General features: G+C 40.2%; 25 protein-coding genes and 1 pseudogene. 18 read left to right on the top strand and 8 right to left on the bottom strand.

Annotation, left to right across the window (positions count from 1 at the left end; genetic code table 11):
- Positions 1-7 precede the first annotated feature (7 nt).
- The 3 genes from HMPREF2086_RS07050 to HMPREF2086_RS07040 form a co-directional block, all read right to left on the bottom strand.
- The gene (locus HMPREF2086_RS07050; protein WP_023928097.1) at positions 8-1,219 is read right to left on the bottom strand and encodes an adenylosuccinate synthase; all 1,212 of its coding nucleotides are present in this window, start codon (positions 1,217-1,219) and stop codon (positions 8-10) included.
- 256 nt (positions 1,220-1,475) lie between these two features.
- Complete coding sequence (locus HMPREF2086_RS07045; RefSeq protein WP_023928096.1) at positions 1,476-2,324, bottom strand: ATP phosphoribosyltransferase regulatory subunit; 849 nt, start codon at positions 2,322-2,324, stop codon at positions 1,476-1,478.
- A 151-nt stretch (positions 2,325-2,475) separates the two neighbouring features.
- A complete protein-coding gene (locus HMPREF2086_RS07040) occupies positions 2,476-3,405 on the bottom strand; it encodes a ribose-phosphate pyrophosphokinase (protein WP_023928095.1) in 930 nt (309 codons plus the stop codon).
- Positions 3,406-3,801: 396 nt separating this feature from the next.
- Here HMPREF2086_RS07040 and HMPREF2086_RS07035 point away from each other — a divergent pair, with 396 nt between their 5' ends.
- The 7 genes from HMPREF2086_RS07035 to HMPREF2086_RS07005 all read left to right on the top strand — a co-directional run bounded on the left by HMPREF2086_RS07035 (position 3,802) and on the right by HMPREF2086_RS07005 (position 11,343).
- The gene (locus HMPREF2086_RS07035) at positions 3,802-4,743 is read left to right on the top strand and encodes a metallophosphoesterase family protein (RefSeq protein WP_023928094.1); all 942 of its coding nucleotides are present in this window, start codon (positions 3,802-3,804) and stop codon (positions 4,741-4,743) included.
- An 81-nt stretch (positions 4,744-4,824) separates the two neighbouring features.
- Positions 4,825-5,826, top strand: coding sequence for a chemotaxis protein (locus tag HMPREF2086_RS07030; protein ID WP_023928093.1), 1,002 nt, complete (start codon positions 4,825-4,827; stop codon positions 5,824-5,826).
- Between the two features lie 304 nt (positions 5,827-6,130).
- The gene (locus HMPREF2086_RS07025) at positions 6,131-8,578 is read left to right on the top strand and encodes a hybrid sensor histidine kinase/response regulator (protein ID WP_023928092.1); all 2,448 of its coding nucleotides are present in this window, start codon (positions 6,131-6,133) and stop codon (positions 8,576-8,578) included.
- Between the two features lies 1 nt (position 8,579).
- Positions 8,580-9,086, top strand: a complete 507-nt coding sequence (locus HMPREF2086_RS07020; protein WP_023928091.1) for a chemotaxis protein CheW — start codon at positions 8,580-8,582, stop codon at positions 9,084-9,086.
- A gap of 286 nt (positions 9,087-9,372) precedes the next feature.
- Positions 9,373-9,714, top strand: coding sequence for a DeoR family transcriptional regulator (locus tag HMPREF2086_RS07015; RefSeq protein ID WP_023928090.1), 342 nt, complete (start codon positions 9,373-9,375; stop codon positions 9,712-9,714).
- Positions 9,695-10,333: a WYL domain-containing protein gene (locus HMPREF2086_RS07010; protein ID WP_023928089.1), complete on the top strand. Its 639-nt coding sequence runs from the start codon at positions 9,695-9,697 to the stop codon at positions 10,331-10,333. The genes HMPREF2086_RS07015 and HMPREF2086_RS07010 overlap by 20 nt, the downstream gene beginning before the upstream one ends.
- Positions 10,334-10,500: 167 nt before the next feature.
- On the top strand, positions 10,501-11,343 hold the full coding sequence (locus tag HMPREF2086_RS07005) for a hypothetical protein (RefSeq protein ID WP_023928088.1): 843 nt from the start codon (positions 10,501-10,503) through the stop codon (positions 11,341-11,343).
- Between the two features lie 372 nt (positions 11,344-11,715).
- On the opposite strand, the gene HMPREF2086_RS10890 is transcribed toward HMPREF2086_RS07005, so the two are convergent.
- The 5 genes from HMPREF2086_RS10890 to HMPREF2086_RS06985 all read right to left on the bottom strand — a co-directional run bounded on the left by HMPREF2086_RS10890 (position 11,716) and on the right by HMPREF2086_RS06985 (position 13,758).
- On the bottom strand, positions 11,716-12,078 hold the full coding sequence (locus HMPREF2086_RS10890) for a hypothetical protein (RefSeq protein ID WP_023928087.1): 363 nt from the start codon (positions 12,076-12,078) through the stop codon (positions 11,716-11,718).
- Between the two features lie 22 nt (positions 12,079-12,100).
- On the bottom strand, positions 12,101-12,340 hold the full coding sequence (locus HMPREF2086_RS10885) for a hypothetical protein (protein ID WP_023928086.1): 240 nt from the start codon (positions 12,338-12,340) through the stop codon (positions 12,101-12,103).
- Positions 12,324-12,488, bottom strand: coding sequence for a hypothetical protein (locus HMPREF2086_RS11605; protein ID WP_156921318.1), 165 nt, complete (start codon positions 12,486-12,488; stop codon positions 12,324-12,326). Before HMPREF2086_RS11605 ends, HMPREF2086_RS10885 begins: the two co-directional genes overlap by 17 nt.
- 606 nt (positions 12,489-13,094) lie before the next feature.
- Positions 13,095-13,583, bottom strand: coding sequence for a hypothetical protein (locus HMPREF2086_RS06990; protein WP_023928085.1), 489 nt, complete (start codon positions 13,581-13,583; stop codon positions 13,095-13,097).
- Complete coding sequence (locus HMPREF2086_RS06985) at positions 13,573-13,758, bottom strand: hypothetical protein (protein ID WP_034560449.1); 186 nt, start codon at positions 13,756-13,758, stop codon at positions 13,573-13,575. The genes HMPREF2086_RS06990 and HMPREF2086_RS06985 overlap by 11 nt, the downstream gene beginning before the upstream one ends.
- 485 nt (positions 13,759-14,243) lie before the next feature.
- Between HMPREF2086_RS06985 and HMPREF2086_RS06980 the strand changes: the two genes are divergently transcribed.
- From HMPREF2086_RS06980 to HMPREF2086_RS06930, 11 genes and pseudogenes are all read left to right on the top strand, one after another.
- Complete coding sequence (locus tag HMPREF2086_RS06980) at positions 14,244-15,809, top strand: dynamin family protein (RefSeq protein ID WP_023928084.1); 1,566 nt, start codon at positions 14,244-14,246, stop codon at positions 15,807-15,809.
- A 10-nt stretch (positions 15,810-15,819) separates the two neighbouring features.
- Positions 15,820-16,677 (top strand): hypothetical protein, encoded by an 858-nt coding sequence (locus tag HMPREF2086_RS06975; RefSeq protein WP_023928083.1) that lies wholly within the window; start codon positions 15,820-15,822, stop codon positions 16,675-16,677.
- 1 nt (position 16,678) lies between these two features.
- Entirely contained in the window at positions 16,679-17,434 is a 756-nt protein-coding gene (locus HMPREF2086_RS06970) for a hypothetical protein (protein WP_023928082.1), read from the top strand.
- Between the two features lie 4 nt (positions 17,435-17,438).
- Positions 17,439-17,849, top strand: coding sequence for a hypothetical protein (locus HMPREF2086_RS06965; RefSeq protein ID WP_023928081.1), 411 nt, complete (start codon positions 17,439-17,441; stop codon positions 17,847-17,849).
- A 208-nt stretch (positions 17,850-18,057) separates the two neighbouring features.
- On the top strand, positions 18,058-18,384 hold the full coding sequence (locus HMPREF2086_RS06960; protein WP_023928080.1) for a hypothetical protein: 327 nt from the start codon (positions 18,058-18,060) through the stop codon (positions 18,382-18,384).
- A 183-nt stretch (positions 18,385-18,567) separates the two neighbouring features.
- Positions 18,568-18,777 carry a hypothetical protein gene (locus HMPREF2086_RS06950; RefSeq protein ID WP_023928079.1) on the top strand — a complete coding sequence of 70 codons (210 nt, stop codon included), beginning with the start codon at positions 18,568-18,570 and terminating at the stop codon, positions 18,775-18,777.
- A 54-nt stretch (positions 18,778-18,831) separates the two neighbouring features.
- The gene (locus HMPREF2086_RS06945; protein ID WP_023928078.1) at positions 18,832-20,016 is read left to right on the top strand and encodes an HP0729 family protein; all 1,185 of its coding nucleotides are present in this window, start codon (positions 18,832-18,834) and stop codon (positions 20,014-20,016) included.
- Between the two features lie 263 nt (positions 20,017-20,279).
- The gene (gene guaA / locus HMPREF2086_RS06940) at positions 20,280-21,893 is read left to right on the top strand and encodes a glutamine-hydrolyzing GMP synthase (RefSeq protein ID WP_023928077.1); all 1,614 of its coding nucleotides are present in this window, start codon (positions 20,280-20,282) and stop codon (positions 21,891-21,893) included.
- A 425-nt stretch (positions 21,894-22,318) separates the two neighbouring features.
- A pseudogene (locus HMPREF2086_RS12530) lies at positions 22,319-22,414 on the top strand (hypothetical protein); the annotation flags it as partial.
- 267 nt (positions 22,415-22,681) lie between these two features.
- Positions 22,682-23,848, top strand: coding sequence for an McrB family protein (locus tag HMPREF2086_RS12525; RefSeq protein ID WP_408605735.1), 1,167 nt, complete (start codon positions 22,682-22,684; stop codon positions 23,846-23,848).
- Complete coding sequence (locus HMPREF2086_RS06930) at positions 23,826-25,427, top strand: McrC family protein (protein ID WP_023928075.1); 1,602 nt, start codon at positions 23,826-23,828, stop codon at positions 25,425-25,427. The genes HMPREF2086_RS12525 and HMPREF2086_RS06930 overlap by 23 nt, the downstream gene beginning before the upstream one ends.
- Positions 25,428-25,508 lie beyond the last annotated feature (81 nt).

The following is a 25,508-nucleotide window of genomic DNA, read 5'->3' as shown; positions in this document are numbered from 1 at the left end:
GCACATTTTAGCGATAAATGCTTTTGCTACGGTCTGCACCTGTGGATATGATAGAGATTTTCACACCGACTAATTTCTCTAGAGCGTTTATGTAGCTTTGTGCGTTTGGCTCTAGCTCATCGTATTTTGTGGTATCTGCGCTACTCTTCCACCCTGCGTAAGTCTCATAGATAGGCTTTGTGTTATCCAAATCGCTTGGGACATAGTCGATTTTTTGTCCTCTGTATTCATAGCCTACGCAGACTTTGACTTCCTCAAATCCATCAAGCACATCTAGCTTCATTAGTGCGAGTTCATCGCAACCGTTTAGATTGCAAGCGTATCTTGCAGCTACTGCGTCAAACCACCCACACCGTCTAGCTCTGCCCGTAGTCGTGCCAAACTCCGCACCCTTTTTTCGCAAAAGCTCTCCTATCTCGCCAAACTCCTCGCTAGGAAATGCGCCATTTCCCACGCGCGTGCAGTAAGCCTTGCAAATGCCGATGACTTTTTGCACTGCCTTTGGTGGCAAGCCACTCCCGCTACAAGCACCAGAAGCAATCGTTGTAGAGCTAGTTACAAATGGATAAGTCCCGTGGTCAATATCTAGCATACTGCCTTGCGCACCCTCAAGCAAAATCTTTTGCCCATTTTTTTGCGCTTGCCAAAGCATACTTGCAGTATCAGCGATAAATGGCAAAATCTTATGCGCGGTGTGCTTTAGTAGCTTCATAATGGATTTTGTCTGTCTCTCTTCTAAGTCTTTGCGCTCCAAAATGCGAGACTCTAGCGCGTCCAAATCGTGCAAATCACACATTCTAATACCGATTCTGCCGACTTTGTCGCAGTAGGTGGGACCTATGCCTTTGCCTGTCGTGCCTATGGCTGTTTTGGACTCTGCTTCGCTCATAATGTCGCGCTCTTGATGAAAAGGCAAAATCAAATGCGCCCTATCAGAGATAAACAACCTCCCTTGCAAATCGCCAAATTGCTCTATCTCATCTAGCAGTGCTTGTAAGTCGATGACTACTCCATTGCCGATGATATTTTTGCAATGCGGAGTAATCACGCCTGATGGGATTAGGTGCAGGGCGTATTTTTTCTCGCCCACGACAATGGTGTGTCCAGCGTTGTGTCCGCCCTGATAGCGCACGACAAAGTCATAATCTTTTGCGAGAGCATCGACTATTTTGCCTTTGCCTTCATCGCCCCATTGGATGCCTACGATTAAATCTGCCATTTACTCTCCTTAAGAAAATTCGCCTTTGGGTATTCATTTGCGTAATCCTTTTGCTCTGCTTCACTGCGGCGTATGTCTATACGCCTCATTTGCAGGGCAAAACGATTGCACAAAGCAACACCGCGCAAAGCTAGAATTTAGATTTTGCTTAGTTCGGTTTTGATTTGTTTAGCTTGTCTTTGTTGCAAAAGCATTTGCCAACGGATTTGGTAGGATTTTAGCAATCTAAAAAATTTAGCAAAAAGCCTAGTTAGTTTTAATTGCCTTTTAGGATTTTGGCTATGACATTGTCTTCATAGATTCCTACACCTCCGCAAAGGCAATCTTGGATTTTATACTTCCCGCCCAAAAACAGAATACTATTTTGCGAAAATCCCTTATACACAATGTCATCATAATACGCCACCATTGTGCGCTCTAGCGGGGAAATAAGCGTGCGAGGATACTCACAAGACTTCGCTTTATCAAGCAACCTCTCGCACTCTAGCTTCAAAAACATCGGTGCATTTGCTGTGTAGCTTGCCAAATCCTCTATGCTAGAAATGCGCACAATATCTTGCATAAAAGGAGCTTTTTTGACAATCTCTTCTAAGCAAAGTGAACTAAAAGATTCTAGGCTTTGCTCCATTTCTGCAAGGCATAGCTGCAAGATTTTGGTGTTGCTTATTTGCAAGTGGGATTGTAGCGAGAATTTATCCAAAATCTGCAAACATAGCCCGATAACTTGCGTGAAATTGCTAGGATTTAGGCACTCTGCGCCGATTTGGTAAATCTCATTTGTAGGGTAGCTAAACACAGGCTGGATATAAAACCATTTTTGGTGGTTTATCGCTCTACCTAGCCGTTTGGTAAGGATTCTTATCGTATCAATCGTAGAATCATAGCGCAAAGAAATTTGATGATTGTTCTGGCTATTTAGGCGGATAATGCGCCTATCGCCGATATTTTGCTGATGCTCAAAGTAAGAAAAATAAGGCGTAACGATTTCCTCAAATCCGTTGTTGCTAAACACTTCGCAAGCATAAGATTCTAGCTCGCGTTTGATTCGCGCTGACTTGCCAAAGTAGAGTTTTGTGCCCTCTGGGATTTCGTGCTCAAAAATCACTTGTCTTTCCTTTTTTGTATTTTGCTTTGTATATTTTGCTTTTGTGTAATTGAAAATGGCTAAATGGCTAAAAATGGTGCGTTATCACAATGTGTAAAAACTTCTAGCGCACAATCAAAACATAAAACACCAAACTAGCACAAACCAAAAACTATATAAATAATGAATTTACACTTTCGTTGTGGTAGATTCTCCTTACCACTTCTGCAAATAGCGGTGCGACATTTAGACTTGTGATTTTATCACATTTTTTTGCCAAAGGTATGGAATTGCTAACGACTACTTCATCTAGCTCGCTTTGCTCTATGCGCTCTAGTGCTCCACCGCTCAAAATAGGGTGTGTGCCAAGTGCTATGACTGAAACCGCACCTTTTTCTTTGAGTGCTTTTGCTGCTTTGCACATAGTTCCTGCGGTGTCTATCATATCATCGACTAATATGACATTTTTGCCCTCCACATCGCCTATGATATTCATCACTTCACTTTCATTAGCCCTCTCCCTGCGCTTATCTACGATGACTAGCTCACAGCCTAGTCGCTTGGCAAAGTAGCGTGCTCTAGGCACACCACCGACATCTGGACTAGCGATGATTGGGTTTTCAAACCTTTTGCCTCGCACATAGTCATAAAACGCGATTGAGCCATATAGATTGTCCACAGGAATGTCAAAAAACCCTTGAATCTGCCCCGCGTGCAAATCCATAGTGATGACTCTATCAATGCCTGCTGTTTGCATAAGATTTGCTACGAGCTTGGCAGTGATAGGCACTCTTGGGGCGGCTTTTCTATCTTGTCTAGCATAGCCAAAGTATGGAATCACTGCGGTGATAGAGCTAGCTGAGCTTCGCTTAAAGGCATCACTCATTATTAGCAATTCCATAAGGTTGTCATTTGTCGGTGGGCAAGTAGGCTGAATGATAAACACATCTTTGCCACGCACAGATTCATTTATCTGCACGCTTATTTCGCCATCACTAAAGCGATTTATACTGATTGATGAAAGCATCACATCAAGGTGCTTGGCAAACTCTGTGCTAAACTCCGCGTGGGCATTGCCACTAAAAATCTTAAAACCGCGCATTTTGCTTAAGCCTTTTTAAGGTAGGGTAGGGAATCAAAATCTAAAAAATCCAAAAAATTAAGCCCTAATTATAGGAAAAATTTGACTAAAATTTTATGTCTTTTTGGCAAATTTGTGAATTTTTACGACTTTTTGGCTACAATGCAAAAACTTTGGCAAAAACTCTAGCGACAACTTTAGAGTATAAAAGATTTCAAAGACTAGGGCTTAAAGATTTTGGTAGCGTTTGCAAAGAAAATCATTAAAATAGAATTATTTAGGGTAAAAAATGGATGAGAATTTTTTGATATGTCTTTTGCTTTTGGCTTGCGCTTTTGTGCTTGGCTCAAAGCATTTTGATGACCACCGCTAAAAAAGTAAAAATTAGGGCAGTTTTAAGGGGAGAATCTAGTGATTATGTATCACGCAGATAAGATGCTTTTGGATAAGATGCTTTTGTGTCTAAAGCGCGGTGCGGTGTTTATCGCGGATTCTCATTATCGTGGCGGTGGGGATTGTGGAGGGGATTTATCTATGCTAGACTTTGTAGCAAAATCTAGCCCAAAATCTAGCATAGAATCTAGCCCCAAAAAAAGCGCAGAATCCGCACTTGATTTAAAAAAAGACACCAAAGCAAGCACGGATTTGCACTTGCTAGAAGTGCTAGATTCTTTTATTTCTTTGCCACCGAGTGATTTGCCACCTCAAGTGTTTTTGATGGGCGATATTGCGGATTTGTTTATCGGGCATATTCCTAGTTCGCTTCGTGCCAATCGCCATTTGATTGACAAAATAAACGCCCTTAGCCAAAAATGCGAGGTGTTTTATTTCGAGGGAAATCACGATTTTGGCATTGATTCTAGCATTTTGCCAAATGTGAAAATCTATCCACGCTTTTTGCAACCTGCTTTGTTTGACTTTGATGGGCAAATCTACGCGCTTGCACACGGCGATATTTTCATCGGCAATGGCTATGAAATCTACATAAAGGCGATGAATTCCGCGCTGACTTTAAGCGCGCTAAAGCTACTTGATATTTGTAGCTTTGGGAAAATCTATGACTTTGCAAATGCCAAAGTAAATGCCAAAAAAATTCATCATTTAGAATTTGCAAAAGATAGCTTTTGCTCTTTTGTCAAAAGGCGCGTTGAATGCTATGTAAATGCTATTGCAAAATCTAGCAAGATTTGCGTTGGCAAGAGTGAGGGCACTAGCCAAAAAATCCAAATAAGCGGGATTATAGAGGGGCATTTTCACATAGGGCAAAAAATTAGCCAAAGTTTTGGAAAATTTGGCGATATTGAATATATTTCTTTACCCTCTTTTTATTGTCAAAGAGAGATTTTTACGCTTTTGTAGCGATTGGGCTATAAACATTTGGCAAAAACTTGGTAAAATTTTAGGCAAGAATTTTACTTAAAATATCTTGGAGAAAGCACAATGGCAAACACAATCAGCGCGACACAATTAGAAGCGTTTAATGAAATCGCACTTTTAGATTTTAGAATCTTTGAGGAGAGGGAGGGGCAAAGATATGAGGGGATTTATGGTATAAATGTCGCAAAAGTGCAGTCTGTGATGGAGCGTCCAACAGAGATTTTTGATGCACCGGGTAGCCCTGATTATGTGCTTGGGCTGTTTGATTTGCGTGGTGTGATTATTCCTGTGGTGGATTTGTCAAAATGGCTTAATATCAAGCCAGCTAGCGAAATCCCTGCAAATTGGTGTCTTTCTTGCAAAAATTCTGCCATAACTGCTTCTGCGGAGTCAAAATGCCAAAAAATCATCATCACAGAATTTAACAACATACAGATAGGATTCATCGTAGATGCTGTCAAACTTATCCGCCGTATAAATTGGCGCAATGTCGAGCCAGCACACTTCAGTATCTCTAGCACCGCAGAGCGCGGGCGCGTAACGGGAACTACGCGCATAGAGGACGGATACACGCTTTTGATTTTGGATTTGGAGAGTATCATTGATGAGCTAGATTTCTATGAGCGCAAAGCCGATGACATTATCGAAATAATGGAAGACCAAGAGAAATTTAGCGGAATTGCGCTTGTGCTAGATGATAGTAGTGTGGCTAGAAAGCGCGTAGTGCAAAACCTAAAAGCTATGGGATTTGACATAGTCGAAGCTATTGACGGAGAGGACGGCAAAGAAAAAATCGAGCTACTCTTTAGGCAGTATGGCAATAGCTTAAATGAACATCTAAAAATCATTGTCTCTGATATAGAAATGCCAAAGGTTGATGGATTTCACTTCGCTAATATCGTAAAAAATGATACGAGATTTTCCAAAATCCCTATCGTGTTTAACTCCTCTATTTGCGACCAAAACACTATGGAAAAGGGCAATATAGTAGGGGCTGATGGCTATATAGTAAAGTTTGAGCCAGAGCATTTCTATGAGGAGATAAAAAAGGTGCTATCTCCTTAAAGGGATTTTGTTAAAGGGATTTTGCTTTGTAAATCTTTGCAAAAGGTTTTAAAATAGCAAAAAAATCGTGGGATAAAAACGATTATAAAGAAACCTTAAAATGAGAAGCCACTAAGTATCAAGTAGCAAAAGCAAAAAAGGCAAGCAAAGGCAAATCTTAAATAAGGAGTTGTAAGCCTTTTATCGTAGTTTTTATCGTAGTTTATGTAGGTTTTTAATTTTTTTTGGTAGAATACGCCAAACCAAGCCAAGTAACAGAGGCTAAACCCAATAGAAGCCAAACCCAAACAAAGTGAGGTATAGTATGGATGATATGCAAGAGATAATGGAAGACTTCCTAATCGAAGCCTTTGAAATGGTAGAACAGCTCGACCAAGACCTTGTGGAGCTAGAATCAAATCCAGAGGATTTAGAGCTATTAAATCGTATTTTCCGTGTAGCGCACACGATAAAAGGCTCTAGCTCGTTTTTGAATTTTGACATTCTTACCAAGCTTACTCACAATATGGAAGATGTCCTAAACAAAGCAAGGCGTGGGGAGCTAAAGATTACCCCCGATGTAATGGATGTGGTGCTTGTCTCTATTGATATGATGAAAGCCCTTTTGCAAGCGATACGAGACTCGGGCACGGATGCAAATGCGGGGATTGACATTACTGATATTGTCAAAAAGCTCCAAGCTATTTCACAAGGCGGAGCAGCCCCAGAGGGTGGCGAAGCTGCTGCAGCTTCTGCACCCGCACCAGCTGCTGAGTCTGCACCACCAGCAAGCGCAGAATCTGCACAGCCAGTAGCTCCAGCATCTGATGCGAGTAATCCACTTGCTGATGAGCCAGATAAGGACTACTCCAATATGAGTAGCGAGGAAGTCGAAGCGGAAATCGCTAGACTTCTACAAAAACGCCAAGAAGCAGACAAACAGCTTCGAGCACAAAAACGCGCTAGCGGACAAGCCGAGCAAGTCCAAGCGCCAACAGCCCCAGCTGCTAGTGCCCCAGCACCCAAGCCTGCCACTCCAGCTGCGCCAGCCGCGCCAAAACCAGCTGCCGCACCTAAGCCTGCGGCAAAACCAGCAGCCGCAGCAGCAAAAACAGAAGCCAAAAGCGTAGCGACAAATGTCGAGCAAACCGTTCGCGTAGATGTCCGCAGGCTTGACTTGCTTATGAACTTGCTAGGCGAGCTTGTGCTTGGCAAAAATAGACTTATCAAAATCTATGGCGATGTCGAGGAGAGATATGATGGGGAGAAATTTTTAGAAGAGCTAAACCAAGTCGTATCCTCTATTTCTAGCGTAACTACGGATTTGCAACTAGCTGTGATGAAAACAAGAATGCAGCCCGTAGGCAAAGTGTTTAACAAATTCCCAAGAATGGTTAGAGATTTATCGCGTGATTTGAAGAAAAACATTGAGTTAGTCATCACAGGGGAAGAAACCGAGCTAGATAAATCTGTCGTAGAGGAGATAGGCGACCCGCTTATTCACATTATCCGCAACTCTTGCGACCACGGCGTGGAATCTCCAGAGGATAGAAAAGCAGCAGGCAAGCCAGAGCAAGGTAGGGTGGATTTGAAAGCCTACAATGAGGGCAATCATATCGTAATCGAAGTAGTCGATGACGGTAAAGGGCTAGATGTCGATGTGCTAAAGCAAAAGGCTATCGAAAAAGGCGTGATAAGCGAAAAAGAAGCCGACACGATGAGCGACAAAGAGGCGTTTAATATCATCTTTAAGCCCGGATTTTCTACCGCCAAAGTTGTATCCAATGTATCAGGTCGTGGCGTGGGAATGGATGTGGTAAAAACCAATGTCGAAAAGCTAAATGGTATCATAGAGATTGATTCTGAAAAGGGCGTGGGCTCGGCTTTCAAGCTAAAGATTCCACTTACCCTTGCGATTTTGCAAGCACTGCTAGTAGGGGCGCAAGAGGAATACTACGCCATACCGCTATCATCTGTCAAAGAGACAGTGCGAATCACTCAAGATGAAATCTATACCGTAGATGGCAAGAGCGTGCTAAGATTGCGTGATGAGGTGCTTTCTCTTGTGCGCTTGACAGATATTTTTGGTGTGGATTCTGTGCTAGAGTCGCCAAATGAAGTCTATGTTGTAATCATCGCACTTGCCGAGCAAAAAATCGGTGTCATTGTGGATTATCTAATCGGGCAAGAGGAAGTGGTTATCAAGTCTTTGGGCTACTATCTAAAAAGCACGCAGGGCATAGCAGGAGCGACTGTGCGAGGAGATGGCCGTATCACGCTGATTGTAGATGTGGCTGCGATGATGGATATGGCAAAAGATGTCAAAGTAAATATCACAAGCAAAACAGAAGAAAGCCAGCAATCAAGGGTGAAAAACTCGCCATCTGACTACATAGTCTTAGCTATTGATGATAGCAACACCGATAGGGCGATAATGAAAAAATGTCTAAAGACTTTGGGTGTAACTGTGCTAGAAGCTAGCAATGGCTTGGAGGGACTAGAGATTGTAAAAAACAACGAAAAAGCTCTAGACGCAGTGCTTGTAGACATAGAGATGCCAAAAATGGACGGCTATACTTTTGCTAGCGAAGTGCGCAAGTATAATAAGTTTAAAAACTTGCCACTTATCGCCGTTACAAGCAGGACTAGCAAGACTGATAGAATGCGTGGCGTAGAATCAGGTATGACAGAATACATAACCAAGCCCTACACCCCTGACTATCTAGTCAATGTCGTAAAACGCAATATCCACCTTGAAACGACAGGAGAATAAAATGAGCGACAATATAAAAGAAGTCCTAGAAAAGCAAATAAGCTCGGTAAGCATAGGCGATAGCAACAACGCCGAGCCAGAGGAAGTCCTACAAGTCATCGGCTTTGTCGTGGGAAATGAGGAATTTGCCGTGCCGATTCTCAATGTCAAAGAAATCATCAAACCCACAGAATTTACGCGCGTGCCGGGCACACCAAACTATGTGCTAGGCGTGTTTAATATGCGCGGAAATGTCTATCCGCTTATCGACTTGCGATTGAAGTTTGGGCTACCAGCGATAAAGCAGGACAAAGACACGCGCTATCTCATCGTGCAGAGAAATGATGATTTTGCAGGATTTGTCATAGACAAGCTCACTGCGGCTATCACGCTATCTCGCTCCGAAATCGACCCTGTGCCAGAGACTTTGGTAAATTCTCAAGGTGGAATGATAGACGGAGTAGGCAAGCGAGAAGATAGGCTTATCACTATCCTAAAGGTAGATGTGCTATTAAAAAAGGATTTTTAGATTTTGTTAGCTTGGAGGGGGATTAGCATAGTAAAGACACAAAAATTTAGTTTTTTTTACAATCAGTAAAACCATAATAAATAGTAGATTCTAGCAAAAGGTTTTCTCTTATCCCCTGCGCAGATAATCAAGCAAATAAAAGCATTTACACATAAACTAGAAAAAATCCATACAAAAAAACTACACAAAAATATATAACAAGATTCTTGCAAAAATCCAAAAACTACACATAGTCAAAATCACAAAAAATGAAATCCCCACAAAACCCAAGACAAGGCTCCAAAACTTGAAAACACCTACAAAAAATGCAAAAGAGATAAAAATCACAAAAAATCAAAAATGCACAAAAGACAACACCGCCACTAGAATCATCATAATCCTAAAAAATCTCTATGACGGAGCAGTTATCAGTGTTGAGGAGCTAGCTAGTGAGTTTAGCACTTCTGTTCGCACTATTCAGCGAGATTTGCAGACTATCGCTAGACATCTCCCGCTTCAGCACCAACGCGGAGTTTATGAGATAGACGCCCTTTCGCTAAATCGGGGGGGGGGGGGGGGCGAGTCCCAAATATATAAAGCGATTTGCCACTATCAGCGGTATAGAGTCTTTGTATCCCCAGCTAGATGAGTTTTTTATCTCCCAGCTTCTAAGCCAAGAGCAAAAGTCCTTGCAAATCGCAAAAGGGCATTTTGAAAAACCTCAAGCACAGATTTTTGAAAATCTTAGAGAAGCAATAGAGTGCAAGCACATACTTCAGTTTGATTATGCGCTAAAGCCCCGCATTGTCAAGCCTTATAGGCTTTTGCATATTGAGGGGGTTTGGTATCTGCTAGCAAGCCAATCAGGTAAGCTAAAGCACTTCACTCTATCCAAAATCCAAAATCTAATCGACACCAAAAAGCCATTTATCCCTAGTCAAAAAGTCGCAAAACTCCTAAAATCTAACTACAACTCTACCACCTACTTTACCCCCACCCCCAAAACCGCTCAAATCCTCTTGCTTACGCCAAAAGCTAGGACACATTTTTTGCGCAAAAATCTCCCACCAAATTTTTGTGTCCTAAAAGATAGCTATGAAAATCTTACCCTAGAAATGCGATATGCCTTTGATGATGAAGTGCTAAACTTTGTCAAGTCTTGGCTTCCCCACGCTCAAATCATATCCCCCATAAAACTCCACAAAAAACTTCAAAAAATGCTTGCAGAATATATACGCACGACAAATGCTGTCGCTACCAAAGAGTAAAATCCCACTTGCAAATGTCAAATCTCGCCTAAAGCAAATGTGCAAAAGCATATAAACGCTTGCAAAAAGCCAAAGAGCAAAACTAAAAAAGCGTAAAATGCAAAATCTTGTGCAAAAGCCGCAGGTAAGAGGAAGCATTGCAAATCTACTTTTGCAAGGAGCAAAAAATGTCAAAATTTACTCGTTTCATTTTGGGCACAGCGACCCTAGCAGGTGTGGGCTATGCAGGCTACAAGATAAAACAGCATCTAGATAGTCAAAAAGCAAAGCCAGAGAATGAGTTTTTGGACTACAAAGAATTAGCCATACAAGAAGCAGGCAAGGCAGTCTCAAATGCGCTAGATACCGCTAGTGAGTGGGTGGCAAAAGGCTATGAAAAGATATTTGATGAGCCTTTTTATGGGCATTGCAAGCAGGGCAAAATACTAACAATGACAAATGAGATTGCCCGCAAGAGTGTTTGTAAGCATTTGGGCGAGAAAAAGCTAGCCCCTGCACTCATCAAAGAAGCAGAATTTACCCTAGCAAAGCATAGTCGCTTTGATTTGGGATTTTTGGATAATGAGCAGCAAGATGAAGCTGATGGGCTATGGGATAGAGGAGAAAACATCTACAACTTCATAGATGCTATATATCAGCTAGAGGCACAATGCTATGAAGCGCACAAAGCCATAGTTGATTTTGTCTCACTTGCTAGAGAATCTAGCAGTATTGATTGCGCCAAGCTAGATGATTTAAGCAGGGATTATGAGGTTTGTGATAGCAAGTATGACTTGTGCGAGATAGAGGAAATCGCACTTGTAAATGAGGCTAGCGATAGTATCAAAAACGCTTGTGAGAAACTCGCCACACTAAAATCTAGTGGAGAAAACTCTAGCACGCACTTCAGTCTAGATGAGGCTTTGGAGCTTGCCCTAGTGCTTGATAGTGTGATAAGAGATGATTTTGCTAGTGGCGGTAGGTTTTGCGCCAAGCAAGTGGAGGCACTCACAGAGCAACTAAGCGCGTAAGGCTACATATCATCGCTAGTCATTACTATTTGTAAATGAGGAATCTCACAAGTGTCTTTGCTAACTATTTGCTGTGAGATTCCTGCAACTAAGATTCCTCAAACTTTGTCAATGTGAGATTCTCTAAAACAAAGATTTCAAGCGTCCAAAGTAATAGCATTCACTTTTTGCTATATTTAAGCGTTTTATTTTTTTTTACCGTATTGTAAATATTTTATTTGTCATATTGAGCGCAAGCGAAATATCTCACAAATATTCAAACCTCGCAAAACTACAACTCCACGAAAAATCTAAAACATACTTTTTACCTATACCAAAATAACAAAAAATAGCCACATAACAAAATCTATATTTTGTTTTATCGCAGTGTATTTATATTTTAGATATGTTGATATTTTTTACAGCATTTAGCAAAATCTTTCTATCATCTTTATCTAGTCTATGCAAATCCCCATCCTCAAAGTAAGTCAATCCTTTTAGCACCTGCAAAAGTGGGAATTTATAGCCAAAATACTGCTTCACTCCGCATAGTCCTTCTTCTAACGAAACTTGATTGGTTTTTAAAATCTCTGCTATATCTTTGTAATCCTTATATTCTGCCCTTTCACACGAAACTTTTAGCTTAGTGATAAGCAAAGACTTCAAATCAGCAAGTTGCAATACTTCATCATCGCTTTGAATCTTGCCAGATAATTTGACAAATTCTATGCCACCAAAAAAAAGAAAATTTGACATTATTTGTGGTTTTAAAAGATAGTTAATTATTTGTTTGCCGCGAGATTTCGCTTACCTCTATGCCGCTAATGCTTAAAAGCGTGGAATGAAGCTGTGATATATCTTTGTCAGTAAAAAAATCAAAATCAATAGACACTCTATGCCCTAGCTGCAAAGCAACCGCAGTCTCGCCAAAAAGCGTAAAACCCAAATCCTTTATAGCTTTTAGGTGCGGATAAATATCTTTTTGCTCTTTTGGCAATATCTCAAATCGTAGTTTCATCTAAAAACCCTCGTTTTGGTAGTGGTGGAATCACACAATCAACACCATACAATCTAATATGCCAAAAATGCCACGATTTTATATCAAACCACCCTGCTTGCGCGTTTTTTAATGTTTCTTTTAGCACTTCATCGCTAAAATCACACACTTTTTTTTGAAGTTATCCACACTATTAGCATCTTTCATCGCGCTAGCAACGATTCGCAAAGGATTACTAGCGATAATCTCATCCTTTTTTTTTTCCACCAAACAAAATGAGCGAAATATTCCAAAATCTCTTTGTCTCTAGCCGTCATAATAATCCTTACAAAAAATATATTCGCTAGATTATAGCATTTTGCAATGCTTTTTTATTTCAAAAACAGCTTTGCATATTTTATTTAGAGAGTTTAATTCTTTTATCATATTGAGCGCAAGCGAAATATCTCTTTTTATACTATTTTGGTTTTTAAAATATTATTTAGATATTTCTAGTTTAAAAAGCCGCTTAAGTATGACAAGAATTTACGCTTTTTTTAGCAAAATTTAATATTGCTTTTTTGATTAGCTTTTGTGATTATGCTATTTTTAGTTGCGATAGATTTTGCATATTATTCCTTTGTGGTAGATTTTTGTTTAAATTTGACTTTTAATGCAAAAAGTTTTATAATGTGCTTCATAAACCCCGTGCGAGAGTAGCTATAAGCCTACTCCACTTATGGTAACTACTTCTCGAAGCCGCTGTCAGTGTAGTGGTTATGATAGCGAGGGGGTTTTACTCTTTCACATACACAATCCTTTCATCATCTATTTTTAGCATTCTTTTCATTCTACTACCTGATATATCTTTGTAAAAAGTCATAAAATCTATTTTTCCCTCGCTGTCTATGCCTATACCAAATAAATCTAAAAGATTCCCATCTTTGTCCAAAAATGGCTTATAAAAATACACGCTATCTCTGCCTTTTGAGTTATCTTTAGCAATAAAAAGCGGGTCGCTAAAGGTTTCAAAAAATGCTGATTTTATAGCACCACGATTTGCTTTACTTGTATTTTTGTAAAAATGAGCGTAGGCATAAGGCATATTTACTTTCACAACCTTATAGGGAGTTTGTATAAAGCCAAACCTCCCTTTTGTCTCTTTAAAATATGCCTTAAAACTTGCCGTGCTATCAAACCTTACTTCTGGCATATTCACAGCATACCCGCGAAGTGCCTCCTCACTCATCTTACCATTAGAATCCAAAAACTTATCAAGTTTCATATTTTCTTTGCCCTTTTGTGATTTTTTGGCTTGCTATTATATCATTCTTTGATTTTATCTTATCCAAAACCACTTTAGCACGCGGGGGTTTGTGCGGGCTTTTTTGGGAAGCATTCTGCGGTTTTTCGCTAGCGATTTTGCAATGCTTTTTTATTTCAAAAAAACAGTTTTGCATATTTCACTTCTTTGTAGAATTTGATTTTATTTTTTTGCCGCATTTGTCATATTTAAGCGTAAGCGAAATATCTCATAAAATTCAAAATCTTACAAAACTCCAAAACACATAAAATATCACAACCCCAAATATCACAACTCCCCAAGATTCAAAACATACAAAAAACCCCACAAAACCTTAAATACCTTAAACCTCGCTTAAACCTCCAAAAATCCCTCAAAAATCATCAAAAATACCCCTAAATCTCCACAAAAATCCAACTACAAAAAAAAAAAAAAAAACAAAATGCTACTTATCGTAACTTGAGAAAACCCCGCCCTACACGACATTTTCGCAAATTTTTCAAAAAATCCGTAAAATTTTTTGCAAAAATTTATGCAACTATGTTGCAGACGACAAATGCTGTCGCACCCCTTTTGTATAATTTTATTATTAAGAATCTAAGAATCTTGGATTCTTATAAACAAACTTTCAAAGGAGAAAAAATGTCAGCATTACAAAAATGCGAAAATTGCGGAATTGAGGTTGAGTTATTTTGCTATAAATGTGGCAAAATCGTAGGTGGCGATGAGTTTAGCGATAAAAATGCTTTGGCGCAAAATGAGCAAAATCTAAAAGATTTTATCGCTAAGCTAAATAAGCCCATAGATTCAAAACCTGCGCCAAATAAGGCGGTGCAAAAGTATTTTGATGAAGTGGCGAGGATAAAAAGCGTCCTTGAAGTTTGCGCAAATGATGAGGATAGTGATGAATCTAAAAAGATTTTGAATGGCTATATAAACGAAGCGGATAATTTTCTAAATCAAAGCGAATTTTTAGAAATCGCCTTTGTAGGCACGATAAAGGCGGGTAAATCCACACTTATAAATGCCCTGCTAAAAGCAAAGTATGCAAGTGTGGACCCTACGCCAGAGACGGCTACGCTTACGAAATTTAAGTGGGGAAAAAAGGCAGAAATGCAAATAACATTCTACACACAAAAAGAGTGGCAAAAGCTATATGATGACGCACTCAAAAGTGGCGAATTGTTTTTGAAAAAATACAACGAAGCCAATGCCGAATCACACAAAGATAATTTCGTAGGCAAGGCTACAATCACAGAGCCTTTTAGTGTCGAATCGCTCAAAAAATACACTTCATCAAGAAAGGCAGAGCATTTTTTCGTAAAAGAAGTGCTGATTAGCTACCCTGATTTTCCTTATGAAAAAAATCTAATGTTTGTAGATACGCCCGGGCTAGATGACCCTGTGCCATATCGCTCGGAGATTACTAGGGCATATATCAAAAGTGCGAAAGTCGTGCTTGTCTGCAATAGTGTAGAAGCGATGACAAAAGATGAAGTGCTTACCATTTATAGCGCATTTGACCAAAGTAGCGACCCTAGCAAAGTATATGTGCTTGGGACACAATATGATAGATTTGAAAATCCAAAAGATGATTGGGCAAAGCAAAAAGATGAGTGGAGCAACTATCTAACCGCCACAAAAATAGATGATAATATAAAAGAGCGCACTTGCTATACTAAAGAATTGGCGCAAAAAAATATCATCAATGTCTCTGGGCGGGTGGCGTTGCTATGCGAACTCTACAAAAAGGGCGAGTTAGATGATTTGGATGAAGACTATAAGATTCAATCGCTAAAAGAGAAATGCTATAAAATCTGTGGCAATGATGATATAGACGCAAATTTGGATAGATTATTAGAGTTTGCCAATGTGGATTCGATGCACGAACGCATACAAAAGGACATTTTAAACGATGCGCAAGATATTTATAATCAAGGCGTAAAAAGAAATTATGAAAATCTGCATAGCGAAGTTATGGCGTATTTCACAGGCGACATACTCAGAAAGCAAGATACTTATGAGGCACTATCTAGCGGACTTGAGGCAATCAACGCACAAATCGCCAAAGAAAAAGGTGAATTGCAAGACTTGCAAAATGCGCAAAATGAGTTAGAGGGCGTTATGGAGCAGTTTGAATCACAAAGCAAAGAAACGCTAAAAAGTTTGGGTGAGCAAATCGAAAAACTCATCGAAAAGAATAAATAAGGAGGATAAAATGGGACTTTTGGATTCTATAAAAGCACTAGATGCGAAAAAAATAAAAAAACACGCAGAAACTGCAAAAAAATACGCAGAGACTGCAATAGAAACTCTTAGCATTGCCAAAAAGGTTGCTGAAATTGGAAAAGAAGTTTATAATGCTGTGGCTGATTTTGCTACTGAAGCATTTAAGTCTATTAAAGATTGGTTTTCTAGTGATTCGGCAAATGAGTCTGCTAGAAATATCAATAAGGCAAATGCTGATTTATCGCACAATATCGGGCAAATGAGTGCTTATGATGAGCAACAAGCAACTGTGAGTGAGATAAAGAAAATCAACGATGAGCTAGGCTATTTTAAATCAAGTGCTATCAAGGAGGGCGAAACTTTTGAAGTCGCGCTTATTGGCATAGGGCGCAAGTCTATTAAAAGATTAGCGCGGATTTTAGCCGATAGTGGGGAAAATTTCGCAAAGCAATGCGAAGCGGAATTTGAAAGACTTAAAGGTTTTGTGCTAAGTGAAATTGGTAGCAAAATCAGTCTTGGCAACGCAGAATGTGCAGAGATTTTAAGCAAAGAAAGCGGAGAAGCCAAAAGAAAAGAGATGAACGGTTTTATCGACAATGCGATAAAAAAGGCATTTAGAAATTTGGGTGATAGATTCGTAGATAGTGTGGAAAACAATGCCAATACTATGATAAAAATGCTGGAATCCAAACTAGAAATGCACAAAACTCTAGCAAGCAAGCAAATGGCGACTCTAGAGAAAATCAAAGAAGCGAAAAATGTAGAGCAAAAGCAAAGTGAGCAAGTGAATTTGGCACTTGATTTAAATAAAAAAATCGCTATTCTAAATGCGATAAAGGGGGTGTGAGATGGCAATAGGGACATTGCTTGGTGCGGCAAAAACGATTGGCGCAAAATTATTGCCTTATGCCATACAAGCAGGTGCGGCACTGATACCTATCGCTATAAGCAAATTGAAAGATTGGATTTTTGGCAACGATAGTAAGCAGCTAGCAAATGAGCTATCCCAAAGCGGAGTTTTTGACGCACAAAAGGCTAGTATCGCAGAGATACAGCACATTCGCGGGATTATCTCAAACTATAAAAACTCATCATTGCAAAAGCTAGATGATAGCGCAGAGCAGATTGTGGGCGGATTTAGCAAAATGTTTGATTTTAGCGATGAACTCTTTAAGGATATAGATAAAAATATCGCTAGAGATATGCGCCAATCGGCTAAATATCACTTTAATAAGGCAAAGGAAAATCTGCGCTCACAAATAATCAGCCAAATTAGCTTTGATAATGAATCGCTATCAAAAATCCTAATGGAAGATAGTGGCGAGGGCAAACGCAAAAAGGTGGAAAATTTTATCAATGATACCAATGCTAATGCTTTGCATAGCTTTCAAAACGAGCTAGAAAACGCGCTAAATACGGCGTTTGAGCTGACAAAGCAAAAGCTAAGCGCAAAGTTAGAGGGCATAAAATCTAGCGCACAAAAAAGCGTGAAATTTTTAGAAAACTATCAAAATTCGCCAGATAAGCTAGGCAAGGAAGCGCAACAAATCGCCCTAGCAAAAAGCATAGCGACAAATCAAGTGGCACTAAATGCGCTAGTATAGGACAATGCACAATAAAGATGAAATAGCAAAATATATCGCAGAGCTAACGCATAGCGAGATTAAAAAGCTATGCGTGCAATGCGGTAAATCGCCTGATTTTATCAGCAAAGATTCGGTTGAAAAAGCCGTGTGTAGCGTGGAAGTGAAAGCTATGCTAGAAAAATTTGCCAAAATGCCTAATACAAAAATCATCGTAGAGAAAGTGCAAAAGAGCATATATGAGTATTTTGCAAATCATCTTTATAGCAAAATAGGCGTAAAATACGAAATGATAAAAGCCTTAGAAACACGCAAATGCGAATCAAAAATGGCAATAAACGCACAGCAAAGAAAACTCTGCAAAATCTATCTGCAAAAGGCAAAAATGCAATCCGTGCTAGAAATAATAAGTAGCGAAAAATCTAGCAACTCATAAAAACATACTAGATGATAAGCAAAAAATTTCTCACAAATTTTTTACATTTTTATAATTTTGCACTATGAAGCGACAATATTTGTCGCATTAGCTTTGTAAAATATTCCCGCAAAAATCTTATACAAAAACTTGCAAAATCTCATCGCAAAATGCCACCGCAAATCGCTTTTGCATTTTGCAAATCAAACGCACAAAAGGAGCGCACAAAGTGGAAAAAATGAAAAAATGGCTTGATATGCTTAGTGTAGGCTTTAAGTTTCTAAGCGAGTTTGAAAGCTTTTGGAATCTACCTAAGCTAACGAGAATCGGCGCACTAGGCTATGAGCTAAAAAGTAAAATCGACACTTTCACAAACGAGTATGAATCCAAGCAGGCGCGAATCAACTCTGCATTTGAAGCACTAGACTTGGTGCTAAAGTATAAGAGGGAAAATCCCCAAGAATTTGAGGAAATCTTTAGCGCACTAGCGCGATTTAGCCAAAAGCGCAAAAGCGATAGACAAATCGATGAAGCGATAAAGTCGTTTTTTGACTAGCTTTGTAGCTTTTTGTGGCTTTGATTTAGCTAGTGCAAGTGATTTGGCACGACTATCAAAGCAACTACCGCGCAACTATTGCGGCGACTATCACACTATTATCAAGCCATTATCGCGCAATGATTTTAGGCAAGTTTTAAGCAGATTTTGGCAAACTATAATTTTTACAAAAAGGAGCAGATGATGGGCGGACTTATTTTATTTATCGGGGCGATTTTTGCAGCTCTTTTTGGGCTAGCTATCGTTATGGCATATATTACCTTAGCAGTTTTTTTGGCGTTTATCGTGGGTAGTGTGGCGATTTTTTATTACTTTGGTGTGGCGTGGGGGTTAGCTTGGCTAGGGGCTTGGTGGCTAGGCACATACCTCATAAGCAAAGCAGACACCAAGTAAAATACTATGGTGCAACGCTACAAATCACACTAAATCACGCTAAGGACTTCACAAATGATAAACCTCCTAATCCTTTACAATCCCTACTACCAAGAGCGCGTGATAGAATCCCACCTAGAAGTGCTAAAATCTAGTGGCAAAGTCGCCTTTGGCAAGGTGCGCTCCAAACTAAAAAATAGCCTAGAAGTGCCAGAGAATCCATTAGATTTGTCCTCCTTGCAAAAAGAGCTAAGCGCGCAAAAAGCGCGAGATAAAAACGCATATTTGCAACTTTTTTTAACCGATTATGCCAATCTCTATGTGGCAAAGGTAGAGCAGATTTTAGAAACGCTAGAATCTTCAAGCGGGATTATCCCTAGCTACTATGCGCAAAAAGCTTTAAGCATAGATGTGTATTTCATCATCACAGATTTGCGCGAAATCGTGCGAAATGATTTTGCTACTTTGCGTGATAAATATTTGGCAGGATTTCGCACGCCAGACTTTGGAGGGCATACTTATGCCATTTATGGCAACTCCTACTCCTACCCATTGAAAATCACGCAAAAAATGGAAGTGGATTATTTCAGCGATGAAAATCTGCAAAATGCAGAGGCAGACACCACACAGCAAGCAGTGCATAAAAAGCACTTTTTGACATTGTTTAAAAGCGTGGAGTTTTTAGCAATGCAAGAAAATCTCGCGCACTTTGTGCTAGGAGAGACACTCCTCTACGCTCTGCACCCAAATAGCTTTGAAAACCTTGTCTATGCCGAGCTAGAGTTTCGCGCAAACAAAAATGACACAGCGTATGACTTTAGTGGTGTGGTGTTGCGCTACGCAAAGGCGTTTGAGCAAGAGTGCAGGGCGTTTGTGCGCGCACTCATCATAGAGCTAGCAAAGACTCATAGCGCAGTGCTAGAAATCCCTTATGAAGAAAACGGGCACAAAAAGCAAGTAAGCGACTTACTGCAATCAAGCACACTTCTAGGTGTGTATGGCTACTTGCTAAAAGGCGAGCTAAGAGCACACATAGATAAATACGCCAAGCAAAACCCCAAAATCTCATCTGTGGTAAAGCACCTAGTATCAGGGATAAGAGCTATCCAAACACTGCGCAATCCAGCTGCACACGGCGAAAAATCTAGCATAAATCAAGCCAGCGATATTCGCAACAAAATTTTAGGTATAGGACAATATAGCCTTATTTCTAGCATTGTAAAAACAAGGCTAGAAATGCAAAAAGAACAAGAAAGATAAAAAACAAGTCTAGAAAATCCTAAGTGCGAAAATCTAAAAAGCTAGATTTTACTAGATTTTGCTAGAGTGGATTTTTTGTGTTTGCTTTGTTTGAATGTTTTTTGCTTGTTTTTGTAGTGGAGGGAAATGGATTTTAGATTTTTGGCTTCTTTAGATTCTTAGTGCCGTTTGTTTTAGATTTAAGACATTTTTGATTATAATGCCAAAGCATTATGCAAAAAATATGCAAAATTTTGCGACACTTAAATCATCTAGGAGAATCTATGAGCACCTCAAAATCTACCCCAAAATCTGCTTTCAAATCTACCACAAAATCTACCTCCCAAACCACGCTAAACCCCCAAATCATCGTGCTTGACTTTGGAAGTCAATACACCCAGCTAATCGCCCGAAGGTTGCGTGAAATCGGCGTATATACCGAGATAATGCCCTATTTTGCTAGTATAGATTCACTTCGGGCGAAAAATCCGCGTGGGATTATCCTTAGCGGCGGACCTGCTAGTGTGTATGAAAAGGACGCCTATAAGCCTGAATCGGGCATTTTCACGCTAGGAATCCCCGTGTTTGGTATCTGCTATGGAATGCAGTATATCGCACATTTCTTTGGTGGCGAAGTGGCGAAATCAAATGCCCAAGAGTTTGGCAAAGCGCATTTAGAGATTATGGATTCTAGTGGCATTTTTGCGGATATTAAAAGCGATTCTATGGTGTGGATGAGCCATAGTGATAAAGTCATTGCGTTGCCAAAGGGCTTTAGTGCTATTGGTAGAAGTGAAAATAGCGAGATTTGCGCGATTGCAGATTTAGAGCGTAAAATCTATGCGATTCAATTCCACCCCGAAGTGGTGCATAGCGAGTGTGGAGCGCAGATTTTACGCAACTTCGCGCTTGAAATCTGTGGGGCTAGCAATGAGTGGAATATGCACAATTTCGCCGAGATAGAGATTGCCAAAGTGCGCGAAGTGGCGGGGAATGGCAAGGTGCTTTGCGCCGTTTCAGGCGGTGTTGATTCAAGTGTCGTGGCGGCATTGCTACACAAAGCTATCGGGGATAGTCTAATCCCCGTTTTTGTCGATACAGGGCTACTGCGTGCGGGAGAGCGCGAAGCTGTGGAGGCTATGTTTAGAGAGAATTTGCGCGTCCCGCTTATCACGGCGGACGCAAGCGAGCTATTTTTAAGCCGACTAAAAGGCATAATCGAGCCAGAGCAAAAGCGCAAGATTATCGGCGAAACTTTCATCGAAGTCTTTGAGCGCGAGGCAAAAGCGCACAACGCAAATGGCGAAATCAAATTCCTAGCGCAAGGCACGCTCTACCCCGATGTCATCGAATCGGTAAGCGTGAAAGGACCAAGCAAGACAATCAAATCCCACCACAATGTCGGCGGACTGCCCGAGTGGATGAAGTTTGAGCTCATCGAGCCATTGCGCGAACTCTTTAAAGACGAGGTGCGCACGCTTGGGCGTGAGCTAGGAATGCCCGAATCTATGCTTATGCGCCACCCATTTCCCGGACCCGGACTTGCCATTCGCATTATGGGCGAGGTTACGCAAAAAGACTTGGCGATTTTACGCGCGGCGGATACTATCTACATAGAGGAGCTACACAAAAATGGGCTGTATGATACCGTGTGGCAGGCGTTTTGCGTATTATTAAATGTGCGGAGTGTCGGTGTAATGGGCGATAATCGCACTTATGATAATACTATCGCACTTCGCGCGGTGGAGGCGATTGACGGAATGACGGCGAGATTTAGTAGGCTAGATTTTGACTTCCTAGAGCGCGTAAGCAATCGCATAATAAACGAAGTAGAGGGCGTAAATCGCGTAGTGTATGACATAAGCTCCAAACCCCCAGCCACGATAGAGTGGGAGTAGAAAACCGTGATTTTTGTGATAAATTTTTGTTTAAGGAGTAAGAAATGACAGAGTTAGAAATACAACAAGAAATTGAAAAAGTTAGAAAACGAATACTTGAAAATAAGTGGTTTTATAAACCTAATCAAATAAATACGAGAATTTTAGTCAGGTTTATGGAATTATCAAATAAAAATACAAAACCTGTTTACATTGATGATTTGAGGAAAATTTGTGGTGATATTAGAGATTTTGATGGAAATCTAGCTTCAATGAAAACTGAAGCTAGAAACAATAATGCTAATGGTAAATTTTTTGAGGAATATGAAAGAAATACAATTAGTTTATGGCAACCTGTTGCAGATTTTATTTGCGATGAGTATAACAAATGGCTAGGTGGAGTCCCAATTGACCAGCCTTTACCAACACCAACACCAAATACACAAAATATGGCAATCCCGCCACTTAATCAAATCCTTTATGGACCGCCGGGGACGGGCAAGACTTATAGCGCGATTGATAAGGCTTTGGAGATTTTAGGCTATACAAAATCTAATAATAATGGTAAAGTCATACTAGATTACACTAAAATCAAGGAAAAGTTACAAAATATTGCGGACAATAACAAGGGCGTGGGATTGGATTTGGAAAATCTAAATTCTAAAAATGATAGAGAATTGGCTAAATTATTATTTGATTATTATCGTAGCGCAGAGCAAGGACAAATCGAATTTGTAACCTTTCATCAAAGTTTTTCGTATGAGGAATTTGTAGAGGGAATTAAGCCAAATACTGACAACCCAGAAAATATGATTTATGAACCAAAGGCAGGAATCTTTAAGGAAATTTGTATCAAAGCACAAGAAAATTTAAGACAAGCAAATATTGACGATGGGCAAATCGATGCGGGAGAGGTGTTTGATAGATATGCGGAAAAAGTGCAAGAAAAACTTGCAAAAGGGGAAGTAATCTCTTTTGGCAAAAATAATGTGAAAGTCGTTGGAGTTGTAGATTTCAAAAATAATGCTAACGCTGGGCTTCGTTGCACAACTTCATCTGGCAAAACACCTATTTGGATTACACGCGCAATGGTTTTACGAGATTATGATAATTATAAAAATGGGACAATAAAAGAAGCAAAAGATATAGTGTCAAATCACACAGGCAAGAAACACGCACAATCTTGGTGGTATTTGGATTTTTATGCAGAACTCAAAGAATTTGAAAAATCTTCAAGTATACAAGCCAAGAAAATAAGTAAAAAGCCCTATATCCTTATCATCGATGAAATCAATCGTGGAAATATATCTAAGATTTTGGGTGAACTTATCACGCTTATCGAGCCAAGTAAGCGAATCGGTGCGAGTGAGGAGGAAAAAGCGCGTGGTATAGGCGATGAATCTTTGGAGGTAACGCTACCATATAGCAATGATAGCTTTGGAGTGCCGAGCAATCTCTACATAATCGGCACGATGAATACGGCTGATAGAAGCATAGCCTTGCTTGATACGGCGTTGCGTAGGAGGTTTGAGTTTGTAGAGATGATGCCTGATTCTAGCCAATTAAAGCCTTGTGGTGCTATAGATTTGGCACGACTTTTGGATAAAATGAATGAGCGAATCGAGTTTTTGCTTGATAGGGAGCATACAATCGGGCATAGCTTTTTTATCGGCGTGAATTCTTTGGGCAAATTGCGTGAGGTGTTTAAGCTAAAAATTATCCCGCTTTTGCAAGAGTATTTTTATGATGATTATGCGAAGATTCAAGCCGTGCTGAATGATAATGATATGATTAAACCAAAGCCAAAGCCTGAATTTTTGTCTAAATTTAGCGATGAAGTGAATGATGAAAAAGTCGTGTATGAGATTGAAAAAGAGTGGCAAAAGTGGGAGTTGTGGCAGTTTGTAAAAATCTATAATAGTAAGGCAACAAAATCACAAAGCCAAGATTCTAATGAATCAGACGAAAATGAGTAAAAATAACACCCTTTGCATAGCCGAGTGGCAGAGCTTTGGCACAGATGATATACAAGAAGTCATTGCCGATAAAAGCGAGAAAAAAGCACAAAAGATTTTTAGCGAGTTGCAAAACTTTGCCAATCAAAAAGGCAACTTTGATGATAGAGAGGGCAATCATATATTCCTAACGCCCTATCGCAACAATCGCCTAAAGGCGCGGAATTTTGTCGGGCTTATCCAAACAAAAAGTGGATTTTGCTTAGAGATTTTGCCAAAGACTTTTTGCACTGCAAAGAATAGCGATGGGTTTGCAATCAAAAATTGTGTCTGCTCATCACAAAAATCCACCCACCCCCTAACCCCCTCCGCCACAAATTTAACTTTTGGGGAGGGGGAACAAGAAAAAGCCCCTCCCCTTGCGGGAGGGGTTGGGGAGGGGTATGGAGCAAGCCAAAATGGCGTGGATTGCCACGCTAATAAACAAAATGACAGCACAAAAAGCCAGCAATGCCAAGTCTGCCAAGCCAAGCAAATCCTACTAAATATGCTACGCACACTGCGCACTAGCCCATTTAAGCAAAGCCATATCTCAAACCTCAAAATCCACAGATTCCCCCTGCTAGAGGTGTTTGCCATAATGTTTTTGGACGAGGTGGAGCGACTAATCAAGCGCGGGATAAAGAGCGACTATGTCGTGCGCGAGGAAAATCGCACATTTCTCAAAGGCAAGCTACTCTTTGGCGAAAATCTTAAGCGCAATTTCGCGCACAAAGAGCGGTTTTTCAGCGCAAGCGATGAGTTTATCGCTGACATTGCGCCAAATCGCCTTATCGTAAGCACGATTTTGTTTTTGTCCGCGCAGGGCTTTAGTCCCCGCACGAGCGGGCGCATAAGCCAAGCGCGATTTATCTTTGCGGATATACGCCCAAGCAAAAGTATCGACAAAGACTTCGCGCTATGCCCTAGCTCACGGCATTATAAGGACTATGAGCTGCTTTTAGCGTGGTGTAAGATTTTTTTGCGGCGCAAAAGTTTTATGCCTTATCAAGGCGGGGACAAAGCCTTTGCGCTGCTATTTGATATGAATAAGCTGTTTGAGAGCTTTGTGGCGTGGCATTTGAAAAGGGCAAGTGGTGGGAAATATGTGATAAGCACGCAAGAATCGCGCAAATATTTGCTAGAAGTGGGTGGGGCGAGGAAATTTCAAATCAAGCCTGATATAGTGTGTCGCAAGAGTGATAATGGTGGGAATAATGTGGTGTTTATCGCGGATACGAAGTGGAAGATTCTCGAATCTAGTGAATCAAATAATTATGGAATCGCACAAGGCGACTTGTATCAAATGTTTGCGTATCTGGCGAAGTATGAGTGCGAAAATGGATTTTTGATTTACCCACAGATTGGGGAAATTGGGGCTAGTGAAATTGAGGACACAAAAGCCCCGCAAGATTTTACGCACAAACACTTCACATACAAGGCAAAATCAAATCTGCCAAATCAAAATCCACACAAGCTACAAATATTGCTTTTTAATCTCCGCAATCCAAGCGAAGCAGCAAATGAAATTCTTGCGCAAATCAATGCTAAATCGCTATGAATCTTTAAACTTCGCTAAGCATATTTTGCTAAAATCATTCATCGTGCTATGACGATGAAGTAAAAACCTGTCTATCAGCAC

The sequence above is a fragment of the Helicobacter macacae MIT 99-5501 genome, assembly GCF_000507845.1.
Taxonomy (GTDB): Bacteria; Campylobacterota; Campylobacteria; order Campylobacterales; family Helicobacteraceae; genus Helicobacter_B; species Helicobacter_B macacae.
Note: the sequence above shows the minus strand (reverse complement) of the source record. Positions and strands in the feature narration are given on the sequence as shown.

Coding starts and splice junctions, on each gene's coding strand:
- HMPREF2086_RS07050 (WP_023928097.1), bottom strand. CDS start 1,219: ATGGCAGATTTAATCGTAGGCATCCAATGGGGCGATGAAGGCAAAGGC.
- HMPREF2086_RS07040 (WP_023928095.1), bottom strand. CDS start 3,405: ATGCGCGGTTTTAAGATTTTTAGTGGCAATGCCCACGCGGAGTTTAGC.
- HMPREF2086_RS07035 (WP_023928094.1), top strand. CDS start 3,802: ATGTATCACGCAGATAAGATGCTTTTGGATAAGATGCTTTTGTGTCTA.
- HMPREF2086_RS07030 (WP_023928093.1), top strand. CDS start 4,825: ATGGCAAACACAATCAGCGCGACACAATTAGAAGCGTTTAATGAAATC.
- HMPREF2086_RS07025 (WP_023928092.1), top strand. CDS start 6,131: ATGGATGATATGCAAGAGATAATGGAAGACTTCCTAATCGAAGCCTTT.
- HMPREF2086_RS07020 (WP_023928091.1), top strand. CDS start 8,580: ATGAGCGACAATATAAAAGAAGTCCTAGAAAAGCAAATAAGCTCGGTA.
- HMPREF2086_RS07005 (WP_023928088.1), top strand. CDS start 10,501: ATGTCAAAATTTACTCGTTTCATTTTGGGCACAGCGACCCTAGCAGGT.
- HMPREF2086_RS10890 (WP_023928087.1), bottom strand. CDS start 12,078: ATGTCAAATTTTCTTTTTTTTGGTGGCATAGAATTTGTCAAATTATCT.
- HMPREF2086_RS10885 (WP_023928086.1), bottom strand. CDS start 12,340: ATGAAACTACGATTTGAGATATTGCCAAAAGAGCAAAAAGATATTTAT.
- HMPREF2086_RS06990 (WP_023928085.1), bottom strand. CDS start 13,583: ATGAAACTTGATAAGTTTTTGGATTCTAATGGTAAGATGAGTGAGGAG.
- HMPREF2086_RS06985 (WP_034560449.1), bottom strand. CDS start 13,758: ATGCAAAACTGTTTTTTTGAAATAAAAAAGCATTGCAAAATCGCTAGC.
- HMPREF2086_RS06980 (WP_023928084.1), top strand. CDS start 14,244: ATGTCAGCATTACAAAAATGCGAAAATTGCGGAATTGAGGTTGAGTTA.
- HMPREF2086_RS06975 (WP_023928083.1), top strand. CDS start 15,820: ATGGGACTTTTGGATTCTATAAAAGCACTAGATGCGAAAAAAATAAAA.
- HMPREF2086_RS06970 (WP_023928082.1), top strand. CDS start 16,679: ATGGCAATAGGGACATTGCTTGGTGCGGCAAAAACGATTGGCGCAAAA.
- HMPREF2086_RS06965 (WP_023928081.1), top strand. CDS start 17,439: ATGCACAATAAAGATGAAATAGCAAAATATATCGCAGAGCTAACGCAT.
- HMPREF2086_RS06950 (WP_023928079.1), top strand. CDS start 18,568: ATGGGCGGACTTATTTTATTTATCGGGGCGATTTTTGCAGCTCTTTTT.
- HMPREF2086_RS06945 (WP_023928078.1), top strand. CDS start 18,832: ATGATAAACCTCCTAATCCTTTACAATCCCTACTACCAAGAGCGCGTG.
- guaA (WP_023928077.1), top strand. CDS start 20,280: ATGAGCACCTCAAAATCTACCCCAAAATCTGCTTTCAAATCTACCACA.
- HMPREF2086_RS12525 (WP_408605735.1), top strand. CDS start 22,682: ATGATTTATGAACCAAAGGCAGGAATCTTTAAGGAAATTTGTATCAAA.
- HMPREF2086_RS06930 (WP_023928075.1), top strand. CDS start 23,826: ATGAATCAGACGAAAATGAGTAAAAATAACACCCTTTGCATAGCCGAG.